Raw genomic sequence first — 17,854 nt, forward strand, 5'->3', positions numbered from 1 at the left:
TAATCAATTATTGATTAATCCAATATTTAAGTATTTCAATTACATCATCTAAACTTGAATCAACAGTTTTAGTAAGCTTTTCAAAGGCTTTTTGATCTTCAGTAACTTCTGAAACTTCAGGTTCAATTTCTTCAATAGCTTTTGTTGCAGCTTCTTCAAGTTTCTTTTTCCTTTCAATAAGCGTTCTTCGTGCTTTTCTTTTCTTATTAAGATTTATAATACCAATTATCAATAAAATCAAAACAAATATGAAAATAACGGAAATTATTGTAATAACGGTAATTGTTTTTGCTCTTTCAGATTGCTGAATAATTTTCTGATATTCTGTTTCCATTTCTTTGTTAAATTTAGTAAATAAAATATTTATATTACTTGGAGTAGCACCAGTAGCCGTTGATATTGCACTTTTTATTTGTGCTTTTGTAGTATCATTTTCAGGTATAGGTGATTTATCAAGGTCAATAAATACTGTGATAGATTTTTTTGCAATTTCTCCATTTTTATCATCGGTAACTTTTTGATATATTTCGTTAAAATCGTAATTTGTAATTGTTTTAGAAGTTTTATATGTATCTGTTCCTTGATTATCCGGGGTCTGTGTTGTATATGGAGGAACATTAGAATTTACACCAGGGACATTTGATGTGCCAGAAAGTGCTTTTTTTTCTTCAGATTCTTTTTGTTCGCTAACAACTAAACCAGTATTTTTATTAACAGGTTGTACCTTTCTTGATTCCTCTTCTATTTTTTGCCAGTTTAAATCCACTTCTGGAATAACAACAACAGCACCCATTCCAAAAACTCTTTGTAATTTATTTTCTATTTTTTCTGTATAATATTCTTCAATTTTCCTTTTTAAATCAAATTTTGTAGCTGCATCTGCAATGTTGCCTTCTGAAATAACCTGAGCACTTAAATTTCTTGAGTTATTATCAACAACTTTAACGTCTTTTGGATCCAAATTTTGAACAGCCCCAGCGACAAAATCCATAATTGCTTTTACCTGATTTGGTTCTATAGTAGCACCTGGTTCTAAAAAGAGCAAAACAGATGCAGTTGGTTTAGATTGTTCTGCAGGTGTATAATAAGTTCTTGATGGTATAACTATATGTACTCTTGCATATTGAATACCTTTCATTGTCGAAATTGAACGAGATAATTCACCTTCAAGTGCTATTTGATAGTTTACCTGCTTATCATAACTTGTAGCTCCAAAACTTTGTTTTTGAAGCAATTCATATCCCTGTACTTGATTTCCAAGAACACCGTTTAGTGCAAGTTTCATCCATAATTCGTATTTATTGTATTTTTCAGGTACCATTATAGAACCACCAGGTCCAACTTTATATGGAATATTTAATTCTTCTAACTTTGAAATAATTCTTCCACCCTGCTTTTCATCAACACCACTAATTAAGACCTGATAATTTGGTTTTAAGTTTAAAACAATAAGGAATATTAACAGAAATATAACCGTTAAGGTTATAACTGAAAATATAATTTTTTGATTTGTATTAAAATTTTCCCAATAATCTTTAATCATTTGAAAAGGGTTCATATCTTCACCTCTAAAGACTCATATATACTCCAATTCTATATTCAGAATTGAATATTATTCCAAATTTTATGTCATAAATGGAAAAACCAGTAGTAATCTGTAAATTTTTGTTAATATATAATTTTAACCATAATCCATTTTTCTTTTCTACATTTAAATAAAATGAATCCAGATATTTAAAATTATCAAGAGATAAGATGTTTTGAGTCCATGGATAACCAAGTCTCAAATAGAAATCAAGATTTTTTCCATATGATGTTCCAATAGAAAAATTTGATTTTGGAAAATAAAGTAAACCGAAGTTTAAATTTATATTATTGAATTTTGTAGTGTTATCAGATTTTGTAAATGAAATGTTTTGTGTGGAATAAAATTCTAAATTTTTATATGCAAGACCAGAATAACTGTTTAATTCAAAAAAGTTTTGTGAAACAGAACCTTGAATTCCAATTAAAATAGGGGAATAAATTTTAGTATTTTTGTAGTATTTTTGAGCCTTTTTCACCTTTTTATAATAATATAATCCCGAAGAGTTAATGCCATTTTTAAGAACTGAATTTGGTCCTTGATAATATGCAGCAATTTCACTCTTTTCTGATTGTAGCAATTTATATAAAAAACTATGATATGCAGAAGCTCCTGTTATATTATCAATAGGATTAAATAAATTGTCTATACCAAAATCCTGAGCTACAATAGGCTTTAATTGGAGAAGACCAATTGCATGACTGGAAGATATAGCGTGGGTATAATAATTTGATTCCACATACATTTGACCACCAATAAGCGTTCTATCCTGTGCCCAAACAAATTTTAATAGATCAGAAGATTTCATATACGAGTATTTCCCCAGAAGAATATATTCAAAATTCAAAAACATGGAGTCTGTAGACAACTCCATGTGTAAGCCTGGCTTATAGAAAATTTTATTATATATATCAATTTTTTGAGAAAATAAAACTGCCGATATTATTAAAAAAACAAGAAAAAAAAACCGTTTCACCTTAGAGTTCACCTAATAATGCCAAAATAATTTCAGCGATTTTTTCACCAGTTCTATTTGCAATTTCTATAACTTCTTCAGCAGTTACTGGTTTTAATTCTTCAGGAACAGCTTTATCTGTAACTGCAGAGAAACCCAATACTTTTATTCCGCCATGGTTTGCAACTATAACTTCTGGAACTGTAGACATTCCAACTAAATCTGCTCCGAAATTCCTCATCATTTTTAATTCTGCAGGTGTTTCGAAGGTAGGTCCTGTAATTCCCAAATAAACGCCAGTGTAAACAGGAATTCCTAATTTTTTTGCAGTTGATATAGCTTTTTCTGTTAATTCTTTATTATAAGCTTCACTCATATCTGGAAATCTTGGACCCCATTCTTCAGCATTTGGCCCAATTAATGGGTTATCTCCCATAAAATTAATTTGATCTGTAATTATACATGGATTTCCTACTTCAAAATTTGGATTCATACCACCAGCTGCATTTGTTACTATTAATATTTTTACACCTAATTCCTGCATAACTCTTATAGGAAAGGTTACTTCTTTCATTGTATAGCCTTCATAATAGTGGAATCTTCCATTCATTAACATAACATCTTTACCAGAAATAGTTCCAAACATTAATTCTCCTTTGTGCCCTGGAGCAGTTGAGACAGGAAAGTTTGGTATATCTGAATAAGAAATTTTTAATGGATTTTCTAATTTATCAGCAATTCCATGTAATCCGGAGCCAAGAACAATAGCAATTTCAGGTTTGTTTTCAATTTTTGTTTTTATATATTTAGCAGCTTCTTTAACGTTTTTTACATATTCATTAATATCGAAGTTCATAAATCCACCTCCAGAAATTCGTTTAACTTTATCATAACAATGTTATTATACCACAAAAATTATTCTACATATCCAATAAATGGTAAATTTCTATATTTTTCATCATAGTCAAGGCCATAACCAATAACAAAATAATTGTCAATTTCAAATCCAGGAAAGTCCACATCTATTCCATGATCATGAGCATTTTTTATAAGAAGAGAAGTTAGTTTAATTGAAGCAGGGTTTTGTTTTTTTATTTCATTTATTAAGAATCTAATAGTATTTCCAGTATCAACAATGTCTTCAACAATGAGAATATGTTTTCCTTCTAATGGTTCATTTGTCCAACTGTTAACTGTTATTTTTCCTGTTGAAGATGTTCCACCATGATAACTTGAAACTCTTACAAAATAATATTTCATATCGTGATCAATATGTTTTACCAGATCAGAAAAGAAATGAACAGAACCCTTTAATGCGCAAACAGCAATAATTTCATCATCAATATTTTTATAATACTCTGTTATTTGTTTTCCTATCTCTTTTGCTTTTTCCAAAATTTCTTCTTCTGTTAATAAAACCTTTAGTTTTTTTGGATCTATTTCCATTTTAAACACTCTCCTTTCTCAATGAAACCTCGCCAGCATAAATATTTTCTATTAAGCCGTTTTCAAGTAATACTTCTAAATAGTCTCCGTGTATTGAAACAATTTTACCATGTTTTTCTCCATTTTGCGATATTATTTTTATAAAATCTCCGTTTCGAATGTTAAGATTATTTATCCATTGTTTTGTGAAAACTGAAATCGTATTATTTTTAAAATATTTTATATAATATTTATAATAAGCAGTTGAATTAATTTGCTTTAATAACTTTTCAAGATTTATCTTTTTATTTTTTTCTTCTATATAGCTGGTAGCAATATCTTTTAGTTCATCAGGAATTTTATTATTAACATTTAAACCAATACCAACAATAATTGCAGCAACAGTTTTACCAGTATAAATGCCTTCACCAAGAATACCACAAATTTTTTTATTATCAACTAATAAATCATTTGGCCATTTGATAACAGTTTCTAATTTAAATTTTTTTGAAAGAACATTTTTAATAGCCATAGTATAAAGTCTTACATAATGCCAGGGATTCATAGGTCTGTTTTTTGGTTTGAATAAAACAGAAAACCATAACCCGCCTCTTGGCGATATCCATTCCCTTTTCATTCTTCCATATCCACCAGTTTGTTTTGAAGCCCAAACGACTGTTTCTGAAGGAAGTTCTTTCCAGTGTTCTTTTAAAAAAATATTGGTAGAATTTATTGTATCGAAATATATTAATTTGTCTCCTATTATTTTTCATCACTACCTTCTATTGGTTTAAATACATTTTCAACAGCAGGAAAATTTCCACTTTTTACATCATTAGAATAATTTTCAATAGCTTCCTTAAATAATTCAAAACCATTTAAGTATTTTTTTAAAAATTTAGGTTCAAAATCTTTATTTAAACCCAAAAAGTCATGCCATACTAAAACCTGGCCATCACAAAATCTTCCAGCACCAATTCCAATGGTTGGAACAGAAATAGAATCTGTAATCTTTTTTGCAACAGGTTCTGTTATCATCTCTAAGACTATAGAAAAAACTCCAGCTTCCTCAATAGATTTTGCACTTTCAAGCAGAAAATCTTCTTCTGTTTTATTTTTTCCTTTTGAAGAAATACCAATTTGTTTATATGATTGAGGTGTAAAGCCTATATGACCCATTACAGGAATTCCATAGTCAACCATTTTTTTTATTAAAGGAGCAACATTTTTTCCACCTTCTAATTTAACAGCATCAGCACCAGCTTTTAAAATGAGACCAGCATTTTTAATAGCTTCAGATTCTGAAACCTGATAACTTAAAAATGGCATATCTCCAACAACAAATGTATTAGGAGCACCATTTTTTACGGCGTTGATAAAAATTAACATTTCATCCATTCCAATTTTTATAGTATCTTTGTTACCAATCATTACATTGGATGCTGAATCACCTACAAGTATTATATCAATTCCTGCAGCTTCAGCTATTTTTGCACTAATGTAATCATAAGCAGTTATCATCGCTATTTTTTCTTTTTTCTTCATTTTTAGTATTTTTTTTATACTCATTCTATTCCTCCTTTATTTTATAGAGGGTATCTATAAAAAAGTCATAAATCTCTTCATTACCAAAAAATTTTTTAAATTCATTTTTTTCTTCATTAATAGTTTTTAAATCATTTCTTGCAACAGGACCGGTTAAAGCATTTTTTAAACCTTTTTCTTTTATATTTTCTAAAGATTTAATACTGAGATTTATCAAATGTTCTATATCACTTATGTTCATTTCTCTATAAATATCTTTAGCCATTTTTATTAATGCGTAAGAAAAATTAGAAGATATAACAGCAGCTAAATGATATAATTTCTTTTTGTTTTGTGGTATTATAACATATTTACCTTCTAAAATAGTAACTAATTTTTTAGCGATTTCTATACCTTTTTCATTTCCTTCAATTCCCCAAACAATATTTTTAATATTTTCGCAATTAGTAACAGAAGAAAAAGGGAAATTTGGATGCATTGAAAAATGAGGAATTTGATCGAAAAAAGATGAATTCAGATAACCACTACAATGTCCAATTGCATTTATTTGGGATAAATCATATCTTTTTAATTTATTCCAGACATTTTCTATGTTTTCATCATTTGTGGTTATCAGAATAATTCCAGTAAGTATATTATTTTCATAATCAAAATTTTTATCAATTAGAATAACCTCTATATTTTTTTCTAAAAAACAATTATAAAGGCTTTTTCCAACTTTTCCTGGCCCTATAATATTTATATTCATATTTCATTTCACCTCACAATTATGATATAATTACAATTTAATATTAATTTATGATATAATTTACTAAAATAATTATACTACTTTGGAGGAATAATATGAAAAAACTATTTATTTTTACTATTTTAATTTTTGGAATAATTACGTTTGGTTTTTTAAAGGTTGGAATTGCATTAACAACTCCTTATGCATATTTTGAAGAAACACAAAAGGGATATTTATTAAAAGGGATAGATATAAATTTAGTAAAAATGATTTCGAAAGATTTAAATGAAGATATTGAAATCTATATAATGGATTTTTCTGAATTATTAAATCGAGGTATTAAAAAATATGATATGATAATAGGTGGAATACATATAACAGAAGAAAGAAAAAAGTATATAAAATTTTCCATTCCATATTTAACAACGGGATTAGTTGTTTTAAAGTTAAAAGGTAATAATAATGAGTTGAAAACTTATGGCGTAAAAAATGGTGCTACGGGTAATAAAAAAGTTTTAGAATGGATAAAAAGTGGAAAAAAAATAAATTATATTGTATATGATACAAATGATGAATGTCTTAATGCTGTTTTAAATGGTAAAGTAGATGGAGCGTTTTTTGATCTTGTAAATGCAATATATTTAATGAAAAAATATCCAGTTGAAATATATGGAGAACCTTTAACTAAAAATGATGTTGGAATTGGTGTAAAAGATGAGAATTTATTAAAAAAAATCAACCTTTTAATTTTAAAATATAGAGAAGAAAATCTGATAGATTATTGAGGTGTATAATGAAAAAAGAATACTTAAGAAGATGGTTTAAAAATCATATTAAAAAAACCTTTTTGATTCTATTGGTAAGTATATATATATTTGTGTTGTTTTATATGATATTTGAGATAAGAAAATCTGTTGATACAAAAGCAACGCTTAAATATCAAAAAATAAATGAATTTATAATTAGTCAAAAAAATAATATGGTCACTAATTCAATTTTATTTTCTAAATTGTATTCATATTCTGTTGATAACGAGAATACATTAAAAGAATTTTTGTTAAATAGAAACAATATCAAAGGAGTAATAGATTATAAGCCCACATTTGATTATGTAAATGCAAAATATCCTGAAAATATAAATATTGAAGAAGATATAAAAAACATAATAAAAGAAAATTTAGAATATATAAAAACACATAAAAATTATAAAATTATTACAAAAAAAGATATTTTATACATAATTATACCATATTATTATACATTAGTAGATACTAATGAAAGTCTTTTTCAGGGAATTTTAATCATTGAATATTCTAAAGGATTATTATTGAATTCCATAAAAAACATATTAGACAAAAATGAATATTTACTATCAAAAACTGAGTTGAATAACGTAAATAAAAGATTTATAAAAAGAATAGGGATAAAATTTTATAATGATGACTATTATTATATATTAGACTATTCGAATCAAATAAAAATATTATTATTTGCTACAATTATATTACTTATCATTATTTTATTTTTATATTATTTAATTAAATATATGGAATTAGGAGATTTGGAGAAAAAAATAATATATCCAATTGAAGGGTTTACTAAGCATATTGAAAAATATGAAGGTAAACCATATAATGAGCAATTTGAATTTTATGAATTTGAAATGCTAAGACAAACTTATAATAATTTAATTGAGAATCTTAATAACAATAAAGAAGAATTAGAAGCATCATTAGAAGAAACAAAAGCTATGAATGAAGAACTAATATCACTAAATAGCAAATTAGAAGAGTATATTAATAAATTTGAAAATGTAATTGAAATTATAGGAACTTTAAGCTTATACGATAAAGATGAAAAAGAATTTTTTGACAAATTATTGCGTATATCAGTAGAAATAATTCCAGAGATAGATTATGGAAGTATAGCTATTAGAGAAAATAGTGAATGGAAATTTATATCTGCCTATGGCCATGATATAGATAAGATAAAATTAGTAAAGTTTACAGATGAAACATTTTTATATGCAGAAAAAGTTTCTATAATAGAAAATATTGTTGATAAAGATAAAAATTTATTATCTGAAAAAGATAGAGAAATATTAGAGAAAGCAAGTAAAAAAATAAAAAAAAGTATATTAGCTCCTTTGAAAGTCAATGAGGATATAATAGGTCAATTATCATTAGACTCTGAAAAAGAAATAATTTTTTCAGATGAAACTATTAAGTTCGTTGAAGCATTATCTATATTAGCTTCCTTTTTTATTAAGTTAAAAAGATTATCTAAAGAAGAAGGACAATTACATAAGAATATAATTTTAACATTAATAAATGCTTTAGAATATTATGATAAATATACCCGTGGTCACTCTGAGAGAGTTGCAGAAATAGCATCTGAATTTGCAGAATTTATTAACTTAAATAAAGAAGATATAAAAAGGGTATATTGGGCTGGAATTACACATGACATAGGAAAATTCTTTGTTCCACAAACGATTTTGAATAAACCTGGCAAATTAGATGATGATGAATATGAAATAATAAAAGAGCATCCTGTGAAAAGTTGCGAACTATTATCAAATAATCCATATCTTTCGGAATATTCAAAAATTGCTAAACATCATCACGAAAGATGGGATGGTAAAGGTTATCCAGATGGATTATCAGGTGATAATATTCCATATATTGCAAGAATAATAACTTTAGCTGATAGTTTCGATGCAATGATTACAATAAGACCATACAAAAAAGCAAAGTCTATATATGATGTTATTAAAGATATAGAAAAAAATGCTGGGAAACAATTTGATCCAGATTTAGCAAAACAATTTATAGAGTTTCTTAGGAGGAAATATCTGTGAAAATAAATGTTGAACCATTTGAGAGAATGCGAAAATTTGAATATATAGTTCCACTAATATATTTTTCTTTATTGATTTTTGGTATTTTAATGGTTAGAACAGCCACATATGGCGAATATATTGAAGATAATTATTATAAACAAATAATATTTTCTGTATTAGGAGTAATAATATTCTTCCTCACATATTTTTTGAAAGAGAGAATTTTGAAAAGCATAATTCCTCATTTATATACTATAACTATGTTTTTATTATTGTATGTTTTACTTTTTGAAAGAGCAAGATATGGTGCAAGAAGATGGATAAGAGTAGGACCTGTTGGAATTCAACCATCGCATTTATTTTTAGTATTTACACTTATAATTTTTTCAAAGTATTTAGCAGAGAAAAATAGAAAAGCATATTATATACTCTCTTTTACAACATTAATAGGACTGGGATTGATTTTTAAGCAACCAGATTTAGGTATGACCTTATTTACCTTTGGATTATGGTTTTTATTAACATATGTTTCAGGACAACATGAAAAAACATGGAAAACATCGTTATTTTTAATGTTATTTTCTTCACCATTCGCTTTTTACTTTATGAAAGATTATCAGAGAGCAAGGATAATAGGTTTTTTATTTCCAGAGAAAAATGCTGCAGGCGTTGCATATAATACATTACAGGCAATTAGAGCTATTGGATCAGGCGGTTTATTTGGTAAAGGATATTTGAATGGATTTATGAATCTTTCAAATTTTGTTCCAGAAGATCATAATGATTTTATAATAGCGGTTATTGGAGAAGAATTAGGATTTGTTGGAATATTATTTGTTATAGGGTTATATGCTTTACTGATTTATAGAATTTATCAATATTCAATGAGAACATCCAGAAAATTCTGGAAGTATGTATATTTTGGAACAATTGCAATAATATTTTTTCATGTATATGAAAATATAGGAATGAATTTGGGAATTATGCCAGTAACAGGCGTTCCATTACCATTAATTTCATATGGTGGAAGTCAGATAATAACCTTTTCATTTTTATTGGGATTGGTTACAAAGGGTATAGCAACAACAGAAACATTTAATGAAGAGAATTATCTGGATAATGAGTAGGTGAAGATATTAAAAAGGAAATCAAAAATCTCATCCGAGAAACAAATTAATAGCAGAAATATTTAGAGATATAGGTTTTATTGAAAGATATGGGAGTGGTATTAAAAGAGCTATTACAGAATTAAAAATGAATGAATTAAAAGAACCTGATATTAAAGAAATAGCTGGTGGATTGGAGGTTATTATTTACGGATCAAAGACCACCCCAAAGACCACCCCAAAGACCACCCCAAAGACATCATATCAAATTACAGATTTAGAGAAAAAAATATTAATTAAAATAAAAGAAAATTCTAAAATTACAAGAAAAGAATTAGCCGATGAGTTGGATTTAAGCTTAAATACAATTAAAGAATACATCTCAAAAATGAAAAAGAAAAATTTACTAGCAAGGGTGGGTTCTTCAAGAAACGGATATTGGAAAGTTGAGGTTGAATTGGATGATTAAAATATTTGTAATTGGTAAACCCAAAACTAAGTTTATAAAAATGGGTATAGAACAATATTTAAAGTGGAACAGTAAATATGATAGAGTTGAATTAGTAGAATTGCCTCTTTCTAATGACTTAAATAAAATAACTGAAGAAGAATATAAAAAACAGGATAAAGAAAAATTTGATAAATACTTTTTACCAAATGTTTTTAAAGTAGTTTTAGATGAAAGGGGAAAAGAATTATCCTCTATAGATTTTGCGAATAAAATAGAAAAATGGAGAATAGGAAAAAAGAATATTTCTTTTTTTATAGGTGGTCCATTAGGTCATCATGAAGAAATAAGAAAAAATGCAGATTTTTTATTATCAATTTCAAAAATGACATTTACACATGAGATGGCTGTATTGCTTTTATTAGAACAAATATATAGAGCTTTCAAAATAAACAATAATGAAAAATATCATTATTAGGAGGTATTTATGCATAAAAGAGTATTTAAAAGATTAAAAAATTATGATGATGTAAAAAAATACTTTGAAAATGAAATAAAAGATGAAAAGGTATTAGAAGTTGTAAAAGAAATTCTATTTGAAGAAGAAGATAGAGCATTTAAATTAATTGAAGAAGAAGATAAGATAAGATTTATAAAATTTTATCGTTCTGGAAGTTGTGAATTATGTTACGAAGAATATGTGGATGAAACAAAAGAAAAGTTAGAATCCTGGAAACAAAAAGAACCAGATTTTAGAGATAATTCATTATATTTAGAAATAATATTTGAAGTAAGAGAAAAATAAACTTGGATTATACCAAGTCAAACTGTTGACAAAGTATTTTCAAAAATAATATGAGCGAATACTTTGTCGTCAGTATGAGCCAGGGTTATCCCTGGCTTATTTGTTTTATAATAGGTAATATTTCTCTTATATTATTAACAATATAATCTGCATCTTTTACTTCATCATAGCCAAAACCATATGCACAACCGATAGATATAAAATCATTAGCTTTAGCTGCTTCAATGTCTTTATGTCTATCTCCAACCATCACAAAATCCTTTTTTCCATCGGATATTAATCTTAAAACAAAATCTTTCTCTTGCCAATTATACATTTCTGCACAATGAGGTGAGTCAATATATTCGTTCAACTTTTTTTCCAGTAAGGCATTCATGTATTTTATATTACAATTTGAAAGTATGTAAAGTTTATGTCCGTCCTTTTTTAATTTTTCCAAAACTTTTAAGACACCATCAAAAAAAATTTTATTTATGTCTTCATTTCTTATAATTTCAGTTTCATATTCATCCAATAAAGAAATAGCTTTTTCTATAATTTTTTTATCTTTTGTTTTTAAAAGACCTTCAAAAATATCATCAATAGTATATCCAATATATTTAAAAATTTCTTTATCTGGAATATTTGGATCATATCCTAAATCTTTTAGAATGTTTCTGATAGCTGGTAAAGCAATATTTTCTGTTTTTACAAGTGTTCCATCTAAGTCAAAAACAATATTCATTTTATCCTCCTTTTTTATTTTACATCGTTTCTTATAGTAATCTCAAGAGATTGATTTCCCTGAATATAAAATGATATTTTATCAGAATTTTCAACTTTTTTTAAATATGTACCTTTAACACTTAATAGTTTCATAGCTGTACCATTAATTGTGATTTTTGTTTTTCCAGAAGATTTGACATTAAATTTAAATGTTTTGTCGATATGATCTTTTGATCTAGATTCATTTAGAATTTGTAAATCGGCTGTTGAATTCCATGATTGACCTAAAAAGATTTCAGCGGTTTCATTTTCATTTGCTTTTGAAAGTGTTGCAACCTTTTGTATAAATTCTTTACCATCTTTTTTTGTGAAAATATAAATATTACCTTTAATCAATGGAACACCAATTCCATTATCTTTGGTGTTTTCAAATTCCCTCATAATATTCATATATTTATTTTCAAATGATCTAGAATAAAAATTTATATTTAGATAATTAATATCTTCATATTTTTTAATAGTTCCAAGTTTCATTACTTTTGAAAATACACCATTGAATGGTTCTATTTTTCCAAAATTTACAATAGCACTTTCATTTACAATAAGAGGAATATATGGTGCAGCTTCTAAAGACATAGTTTTTGTATATACAGTTTTATTGTTTATTTGCCTATCATCTAAATTAAATGTTTCATCTATTAATGTAGCGTTATAAAGCTCTTTTGTATTACCACTTATTTTATACGTAACAAATAGATCACCATTACTTTTTAGGTCATAAAATAAATTCCAGCTTATAGGTTTTGATATCAAAACTTTCCCTTTAATATTCTTAGCATATAAAGTCTTGTGGTTTAACAAAGTATCAAGATTTTTTGCATCTGTTCGACACCACATATTCAAGTATGAATTAAAGAAATAAATATAATTTAGATTTAAAGCGTCTTTTAGAATTACAGGATTTGAATTTAACATACTTATTCTGCTACCTAAAACATTTTTTAAATCATCAGTGCTACCTATAATTTTAAAACTAATATTTTTTAACTCAGATATATTTACTTTATAAAAATCTGCATTTTCTATAAAAACAACATTTTCATCCTTGTGTAAAGGTATGTTTATTTCATCGGTCCACGGATAATCCATGCTTATAATTCCTATATTTTTGAAAATAAATATATCATTAGAAAATAATGTTAAAGCTATAATAGTGATTATAAAAGAAATAAAAATCTTTTTCATAAAAAATTCCCCCTTTATTTGTTATTATTTTTTAATTCAATATATTTTTCCAGTGCTTTTTTAGCAATAGGTGCAGCTACTTCCGAACCATAACCACCATTTTCAACAAACGAAACTATTGAAACTTCTGGATTATTTGCTGGCATGAATCCTGCAAACCAGGAATGTGGTGATTTACCTCCAGTTACTTCAGCTGTTCCTGTTTTTCCGGCTACTAATTCTTTAAAATTTTTAAATACATGATATGCTGTTCCGCCATCGGAACTATTTCCAGGATATGTCGTAACTTCTATTAATCCTTTTAAAATATTAAAATATTCAATAGGTTTAATATTGAAAACAAAATCTAATTTTTTTTCATAACTTATAGCATCTTCCGATATATTTTTGACATACTTTTCTAAAACATGAAATTTATAATATTTACCTTTTGTTGATAATATATTATATAATCTAAGAATACTAATGGGTGTAAATTGCATATATCCCTGTCCTATTGAAGTTAAAACTGTTTCTCCAATGAACCAATCTTTTCCGAATTTTTCTTTTTTCCATGAACGACTTGGAAAAACAGAAGAAACTTCTCCAGTTAAATCTATGCCAGTTTTTTGATTTATCTTAAATAAATTAGCATATGAACTCATAGTATCTATACCAAGTTTTAAACCAAGATTATAATAATATAAATTACATGAAACTCTCAATGATTTTACAAGATCAGTAACACCATGACCAAAAATATTCCAATCATAATATTCTGCAATAACCTTATTTTGAGAATTTTTTAACTCAAACTTTCCATCACAGAAAATAGTGGCTTCAGGTGAAATACCTTCTTCTAAACCGACAAGCGCAAAAAAAGGTTTAATAACTGACCCTGGAGCATATACAGAAGATATAGCTCTGTTGATTAATGGTTGTTTTGTATCATATATAATTTTTTTCCAATCCTGGATTGATAATCCAGAAGAAAATAAGTTTGGTTCTATTGATGGATAACTAACAAGAGCAAGAATTTCCCCATTATTTGGGTTTGACATTATTACAGCACCGGGTTTTTTATATTTTTCCATTTCATCATATATATATTTTTGCAAATTATAATCAATAGTAAGATATAAATCTTTTCCTTTTATTGGATCAACAGTTTCTAAAACCTTATCTACACGCCCTCCAGGAGTAATTTTCACAATTTGATAACCAGGTTTTCCTTCTAGAATGTTATTATAAACCTTCTCAACACCATATAGAGGTACACCTTCAGAATTAACATAACCAATAATGGGATATATAGTATTGTCTTTATATTTTCTAATATATTTTTCAGAAATTCTTATTCCTTTTATAGAGGAAATTAGTTTTATATTTGCTGGAGTTAAATTAACTGTAATTCTTTTTTGAAAAATTAATTTATCAACGAGAGTCTCTGGAGATTTTGTTATTGTTGAAAAAGCCTTCTTTAATAATGCGATATCTTTTTCTGAAAAAGATTCTCTATAATTTTCAATAACATATACTTTTTCATTCCAGGCTAATAAAGTACCATTTCTATCGTAAATATTTCCTCTGATGGGATTCAGAGTTATAATTTTTGTACTTAATTCTTCAACTTCTTTTGTGTATTTTGTATGATTAAAAATTTGTATATAAGCAGTTCTTGAAATTAATATAATAAAGGAAAATAAAAATAATAAAATTAGTAATTTAAATCTCGATTCTTTCATTTTTACCGATCCTTCCAGCAATAATAAAATGAGTAATAGAAAGCAAAATATATGAGATTAACAATACATAAAAGTTTTTGTTTATAAAAGCCAGAAAAAATAACGGTATTGAAGAACTAAAAAGGCTTCTCAAATAGCTCTTTTCTAAAAACTCAAAAATATGAAATGAAGATATTGTTAAAATAAAAAAGATAATTGTCATTAATCCAACATCATATTTAGATGCAAAATATATAACAGAATATAATAAAGCAAAAAAGTACATTTTTTCTTTAAATAAGTATTGAACAATTAAAAATATTATTGGAAAAGAAAAAAACAATACATCACCCATCCATCTGTCCCATGAAGAAGAGATTAAAGTCATAACGATAATATAAATATATGACATCATTTCACCCCAAATTCGCTAAAAAGAATAATTTTACTGTCTAAATTTGTTGGATATAAATAATAAATAGTATTGGATTTTTTATAAACCCTTCCTTTTATTGTTAATGTCTTATTAATCCAATTTGATTTTGATATAGTTAAAGTAACCTCTTCTGCATTATCAAAAACAGAAAAACCTTCTGGAATATTAATAAAAATATTTCCGTTTCCACTTTCTTTTATCAATAGTTCAACATTCTTGTATGAACCAAAAATCTCATGATTACCCCATCCTAATTTTTTAATCACTTTATTATTTCTTAAAGAACTATCTACAAAACCAATAATCATACCATTTTTGGTAAATGCAATTTCATTGTTTTTAACATCTTTACCTGTTTTTACATAATAATATTTAGAATCTTCATTTATAAAAATTCCCGGAATTAAAGACAAATTTAACTCTATGTTTTCATTTTTAATATGTATAGATTTAGTATAATCAGATATAATATTATCCAAATTTTCTAAATATTCCGCATTTTTTGTTAATAATAAATAATTATTTCTTATTTCATAAAAAACAATATCCAGAGGATAATTTACTCTGGATATAATAGAATTTATATAAGGGAATAATGTTGAAATTATGGAAATAAATAGTAATATTATAGTATAAGAAATAAATTTCCTGAACATATTACCTCTGTAATTTAGCTAAATTTTCTAAAATTTTTATTTTGTCAAGCACCATACCGGCTCCTCTGGCTACAGCAGTTAAAGGATCTTCTGCGACAATAACCTTAATTTTAGTTTCATGCTCAATTAATTCTTTTAAACCCTTTAATAATGCACCACCACCCGAAAGGTATATACCTTTCATAACAATGTCAGTTAATAATTCTGGAGGTGTTTCTTCAACAGTTAATTTTATTTGTTCTACAATTTTGGAGACAGGATTACTTATTGCTTCTCTTATTTCAAAACCTTTTAATATTATATTTTTTGGAAGACCGGATAAAATATCTCTGCCAATAATTTCAATTTCTTCATTATCATATTCCTCATTTGGCCATGTATTACCTATTCTCTTTTTAATTTTTTCTGCAGTTCTTTCACCAATAAGAAGACCGGCTTTATCTTTAACATAGTTTATAATAGCTTCATCGAGTTCATCGCCAGCTATTCTAACGGATTTTGAAAGAACAATGCTACCAAGAGAAATAACAGCAATTTCTGTTGTTCCACCACCAATATCAACAACCATATTTCCTGACGCCTCTTCAACATTTAAACCAACCCCAATAGCTGTTGCCATTGCTTCTTCAATTAAAAAAGCTTTTCCAGCTCCAGCATCCAATGTTGCTTTGTATAGAGCGCTTCTTTCAACTTCTGTAGCATCTGTTGGTACACCAACAACTACAGTTGGTTTGAAAAATGTGAATGATCCAACTGAAGCGCTTATAAAGTATTTTAACATAGCTAATGCAGTATTATAATCAGCAATAACACCATCTTTTAAAGGTCTAACAGCTATTATATTAGCAGGAGTTTTACCTATCATTTTTTTTGCTTCTTTTCCAACAGTCAAAATTTCTTTAGTATCCTTTTCTATAGCAATAACAGATGGTTCATTAACAACAATTCCTTTTCCTTTTACGTAAACCAAAGTATTAGCAGTTCCCAAATCTATACCAATATTCGCTCTCATTTCAAATCCTCCTGAATTTTATTTTTATAAATTATATCACAATATATTGAAATATTGAAGATTTTAAGAGAAAAATCATAAATAATTATCTATTACTATATTTTTGAAAATTACCATGACAAAATGCAATAGCCAATGCGTCTGCAGCATCATCAGGTGTGGGTGTTTTTTTAAGATTAAATACTACTTTCAACATTCTTTGAATTTGTCCTTTTTCTGCTCTTCCATAACCTGTAATAGCCTGCTTTACCTGATAAGGTGTATATTCAAAAATTGGAATACTGGCTTTTTGTAAAGCCAGTAAAATAACACCTCTAGCTTCACCAACTTGAATAGCAGTTTTTACATTTTTAAAGAAAAAAAGACTTTCAACTGCTGCTTCATCAGGATTATAATCTTTAATTAAATTATTGAGTTTATCAAAAATCTCAAGAAGCCGTGCGTTTAAGTCAGCCTTTTTATCAGTTTCTATAACACCAAAATCTATTAATTTAAAATTATTACCTGTTTTTTCAATAACTCCATATCCGATTCTACCATATCCTGGATCAATACCTAATATTCTCATTTTTCACCTCTTCAAAGAAAAATTCTTAATTAGTCTCCTGAATCTTGTTTTTTCTTAGTTTTTTGAAATAAAACACCATGATGAAAAT

General features: G+C 26.6%; 20 protein-coding genes and 1 pseudogene. 7 read left to right on the forward strand and 14 right to left on the reverse strand.

Features of this window, described 5'->3' with window-relative positions:
* Nucleotides 1-7: 7 nt before the first annotated feature.
* From fliF to JRV97_RS05300, 7 genes are all read right to left on the reverse strand, one after another.
* Nucleotides 8-1,558, reverse strand: coding sequence for a flagellar basal-body MS-ring/collar protein FliF (fliF, locus tag JRV97_RS05270; RefSeq protein WP_281000887.1), 1,551 nt, complete (start codon nt 1,556-1,558; stop codon nt 8-10).
* A gap of 10 nt (nt 1,559-1,568) precedes the next feature.
* On the reverse strand, nt 1,569-2,393 hold the full coding sequence (locus JRV97_RS05275; protein WP_281000889.1) for a lytic transglycosylase domain-containing protein: 825 nt from the start codon (nt 2,391-2,393) through the stop codon (nt 1,569-1,571).
* Between the two features lie 169 nt (nt 2,394-2,562).
* A complete protein-coding gene (locus JRV97_RS05280; protein WP_281000891.1) occupies nt 2,563-3,396 on the reverse strand; it encodes a purine-nucleoside phosphorylase in 834 nt (277 codons plus the stop codon).
* 59 nt (nt 3,397-3,455) lie between these two features.
* Nucleotides 3,456-3,986, reverse strand: a complete 531-nt coding sequence (gene hpt, locus JRV97_RS05285; RefSeq protein WP_281000893.1) for a hypoxanthine phosphoribosyltransferase — start codon at nt 3,984-3,986, stop codon at nt 3,456-3,458.
* A 1-nt stretch (nt 3,987) separates the two neighbouring features.
* A complete protein-coding gene (locus JRV97_RS05290; protein ID WP_281001039.1) occupies nt 3,988-4,731 on the reverse strand; it encodes a biotin--[acetyl-CoA-carboxylase] ligase in 744 nt (247 codons plus the stop codon).
* Nucleotides 4,728-5,534: a 3-methyl-2-oxobutanoate hydroxymethyltransferase gene (panB, locus tag JRV97_RS05295; protein WP_281000895.1), complete on the reverse strand. Its 807-nt coding sequence runs from the start codon at nt 5,532-5,534 to the stop codon at nt 4,728-4,730. The genes JRV97_RS05290 and panB overlap by 4 nt, the downstream gene beginning before the upstream one ends.
* A gap of 1 nt (nt 5,535) precedes the next feature.
* Nucleotides 5,536-6,258, reverse strand: coding sequence for a DUF2520 domain-containing protein (locus tag JRV97_RS05300; RefSeq protein ID WP_281000897.1), 723 nt, complete (start codon nt 6,256-6,258; stop codon nt 5,536-5,538).
* A 95-nt stretch (nt 6,259-6,353) separates the two neighbouring features.
* Here JRV97_RS05300 and JRV97_RS05305 point away from each other — a divergent pair, with 95 nt between their 5' ends.
* From JRV97_RS05305 to JRV97_RS05335, 7 genes and pseudogenes are all read left to right on the forward strand, one after another.
* A complete protein-coding gene (locus JRV97_RS05305) occupies nt 6,354-7,025 on the forward strand; it encodes a substrate-binding periplasmic protein (protein WP_281000899.1) in 672 nt (223 codons plus the stop codon).
* Between the two features lie 8 nt (nt 7,026-7,033).
* A complete protein-coding gene (locus JRV97_RS05310) occupies nt 7,034-9,100 on the forward strand; it encodes an HD-GYP domain-containing protein (protein ID WP_281000900.1) in 2,067 nt (688 codons plus the stop codon).
* On the forward strand, nt 9,097-10,209 hold the full coding sequence (locus JRV97_RS05315; RefSeq protein WP_281000903.1) for an FtsW/RodA/SpoVE family cell cycle protein: 1,113 nt from the start codon (nt 9,097-9,099) through the stop codon (nt 10,207-10,209). Before JRV97_RS05310 ends, JRV97_RS05315 begins: the two co-directional genes overlap by 4 nt.
* Before the next feature lie 31 nt (nt 10,210-10,240).
* Nucleotides 10,241-10,384: pseudogene (locus JRV97_RS05320) on the forward strand (ATP-binding protein); the annotation flags it as partial.
* On the forward strand, nt 10,382-10,657 hold the full coding sequence (locus tag JRV97_RS05325; RefSeq protein ID WP_281001041.1) for a winged helix-turn-helix domain-containing protein: 276 nt from the start codon (nt 10,382-10,384) through the stop codon (nt 10,655-10,657). The pseudogene JRV97_RS05320 and the gene JRV97_RS05325, both read left to right, overlap by 3 nt.
* Nucleotides 10,650-11,114, forward strand: a complete 465-nt coding sequence (locus JRV97_RS05330; protein ID WP_281000905.1) for a 23S rRNA (pseudouridine(1915)-N(3))-methyltransferase RlmH — start codon at nt 10,650-10,652, stop codon at nt 11,112-11,114. The genes JRV97_RS05325 and JRV97_RS05330 overlap by 8 nt, the downstream gene beginning before the upstream one ends.
* Nucleotides 11,115-11,123: 9 nt before the next feature.
* Nucleotides 11,124-11,441, forward strand: coding sequence for a hypothetical protein (locus JRV97_RS05335; protein WP_281000907.1), 318 nt, complete (start codon nt 11,124-11,126; stop codon nt 11,439-11,441).
* Nucleotides 11,442-11,526: 85 nt separating this feature from the next.
* On the opposite strand, the gene JRV97_RS05340 is transcribed toward JRV97_RS05335, so the two are convergent.
* The 7 genes from JRV97_RS05340 to ruvC form a co-directional block, all read right to left on the reverse strand.
* The gene (locus tag JRV97_RS05340) at nt 11,527-12,165 is read right to left on the reverse strand and encodes an HAD family hydrolase (protein ID WP_281000909.1); all 639 of its coding nucleotides are present in this window, start codon (nt 12,163-12,165) and stop codon (nt 11,527-11,529) included.
* Nucleotides 12,166-12,179: 14 nt separating this feature from the next.
* Nucleotides 12,180-13,391 carry a hypothetical protein gene (locus tag JRV97_RS05345; RefSeq protein ID WP_281000910.1) on the reverse strand — a complete coding sequence of 404 codons (1,212 nt, stop codon included), beginning with the start codon at nt 13,389-13,391 and terminating at the stop codon, nt 12,180-12,182.
* Between the two features lie 14 nt (nt 13,392-13,405).
* On the reverse strand, nt 13,406-15,115 hold the full coding sequence (gene mrdA / locus JRV97_RS05350; RefSeq protein WP_281000911.1) for a penicillin-binding protein 2: 1,710 nt from the start codon (nt 15,113-15,115) through the stop codon (nt 13,406-13,408).
* Complete coding sequence (locus tag JRV97_RS05355; RefSeq protein ID WP_281000912.1) at nt 15,096-15,506, reverse strand: hypothetical protein; 411 nt, start codon at nt 15,504-15,506, stop codon at nt 15,096-15,098. Before JRV97_RS05355 ends, mrdA begins: the two co-directional genes overlap by 20 nt.
* Complete coding sequence (locus JRV97_RS05360; RefSeq protein WP_281000913.1) at nt 15,506-16,186, reverse strand: hypothetical protein; 681 nt, start codon at nt 16,184-16,186, stop codon at nt 15,506-15,508. The genes JRV97_RS05355 and JRV97_RS05360 overlap by 1 nt, the downstream gene beginning before the upstream one ends.
* Nucleotide 16,187: 1 nt before the next feature.
* Nucleotides 16,188-17,198, reverse strand: coding sequence for a rod shape-determining protein (mreB, locus tag JRV97_RS05365; protein ID WP_281000914.1), 1,011 nt, complete (start codon nt 17,196-17,198; stop codon nt 16,188-16,190).
* 85 nt (nt 17,199-17,283) lie between these two features.
* Nucleotides 17,284-17,766, reverse strand: a complete 483-nt coding sequence (gene ruvC, locus JRV97_RS05370; protein ID WP_281000915.1) for a crossover junction endodeoxyribonuclease RuvC — start codon at nt 17,764-17,766, stop codon at nt 17,284-17,286.
* Nucleotides 17,767-17,854: the final 88 nt, after the last annotated feature.

Origin of the sequence: Marinitoga aeolica (assembly GCF_029910535.1) — a bacterium.
Classification (GTDB): Bacteria; Thermotogota; Thermotogae; order Petrotogales; family Petrotogaceae; genus Marinitoga; species Marinitoga aeolica.

Bases quoted from the DNA above. Each gene is read 5' to 3' on its own strand.
- JRV97_RS05275 (WP_281000889.1), bottom strand. From the start codon at position 2,393: ATGAAATCTTCTGATCTATTAAAATTTGTTTGGGCACAGGATAGAACG.
- panB (WP_281000895.1), bottom strand. From the start codon at position 5,534: ATGAGTATAAAAAAAATACTAAAAATGAAGAAAAAAGAAAAAATAGCG.
- fliF (WP_281000887.1), bottom strand. From the start codon at position 1,558: ATGAACCCTTTTCAAATGATTAAAGATTATTGGGAAAATTTTAATACA.
- ruvC (WP_281000915.1), bottom strand. From the start codon at position 17,766: ATGAGAATATTAGGTATTGATCCAGGATATGGTAGAATCGGATATGGA.
- JRV97_RS05340 (WP_281000909.1), bottom strand. From the start codon at position 12,165: ATGAATATTGTTTTTGACTTAGATGGAACACTTGTAAAAACAGAAAAT.
- JRV97_RS05300 (WP_281000897.1), bottom strand. From the start codon at position 6,258: ATGAATATAAATATTATAGGGCCAGGAAAAGTTGGAAAAAGCCTTTAT.
- JRV97_RS05310 (WP_281000900.1), top strand. From the start codon at position 7,034: ATGAAAAAAGAATACTTAAGAAGATGGTTTAAAAATCATATTAAAAAA.
- JRV97_RS05360 (WP_281000913.1), bottom strand. From the start codon at position 16,186: ATGTTCAGGAAATTTATTTCTTATACTATAATATTACTATTTATTTCC.
- JRV97_RS05305 (WP_281000899.1), top strand. From the start codon at position 6,354: ATGAAAAAACTATTTATTTTTACTATTTTAATTTTTGGAATAATTACG.
- JRV97_RS05330 (WP_281000905.1), top strand. From the start codon at position 10,650: ATGATTAAAATATTTGTAATTGGTAAACCCAAAACTAAGTTTATAAAA.
- hpt (WP_281000893.1), bottom strand. From the start codon at position 3,986: ATGGAAATAGATCCAAAAAAACTAAAGGTTTTATTAACAGAAGAAGAA.
- mreB (WP_281000914.1), bottom strand. From the start codon at position 17,198: ATGAGAGCGAATATTGGTATAGATTTGGGAACTGCTAATACTTTGGTT.
- mrdA (WP_281000911.1), bottom strand. From the start codon at position 15,115: ATGAAAGAATCGAGATTTAAATTACTAATTTTATTATTTTTATTTTCC.
- JRV97_RS05335 (WP_281000907.1), top strand. From the start codon at position 11,124: ATGCATAAAAGAGTATTTAAAAGATTAAAAAATTATGATGATGTAAAA.
- JRV97_RS05355 (WP_281000912.1), bottom strand. From the start codon at position 15,506: ATGTCATATATTTATATTATCGTTATGACTTTAATCTCTTCTTCATGG.
- JRV97_RS05280 (WP_281000891.1), bottom strand. From the start codon at position 3,396: ATGAACTTCGATATTAATGAATATGTAAAAAACGTTAAAGAAGCTGCT.
- JRV97_RS05345 (WP_281000910.1), bottom strand. From the start codon at position 13,391: ATGAAAAAGATTTTTATTTCTTTTATAATCACTATTATAGCTTTAACA.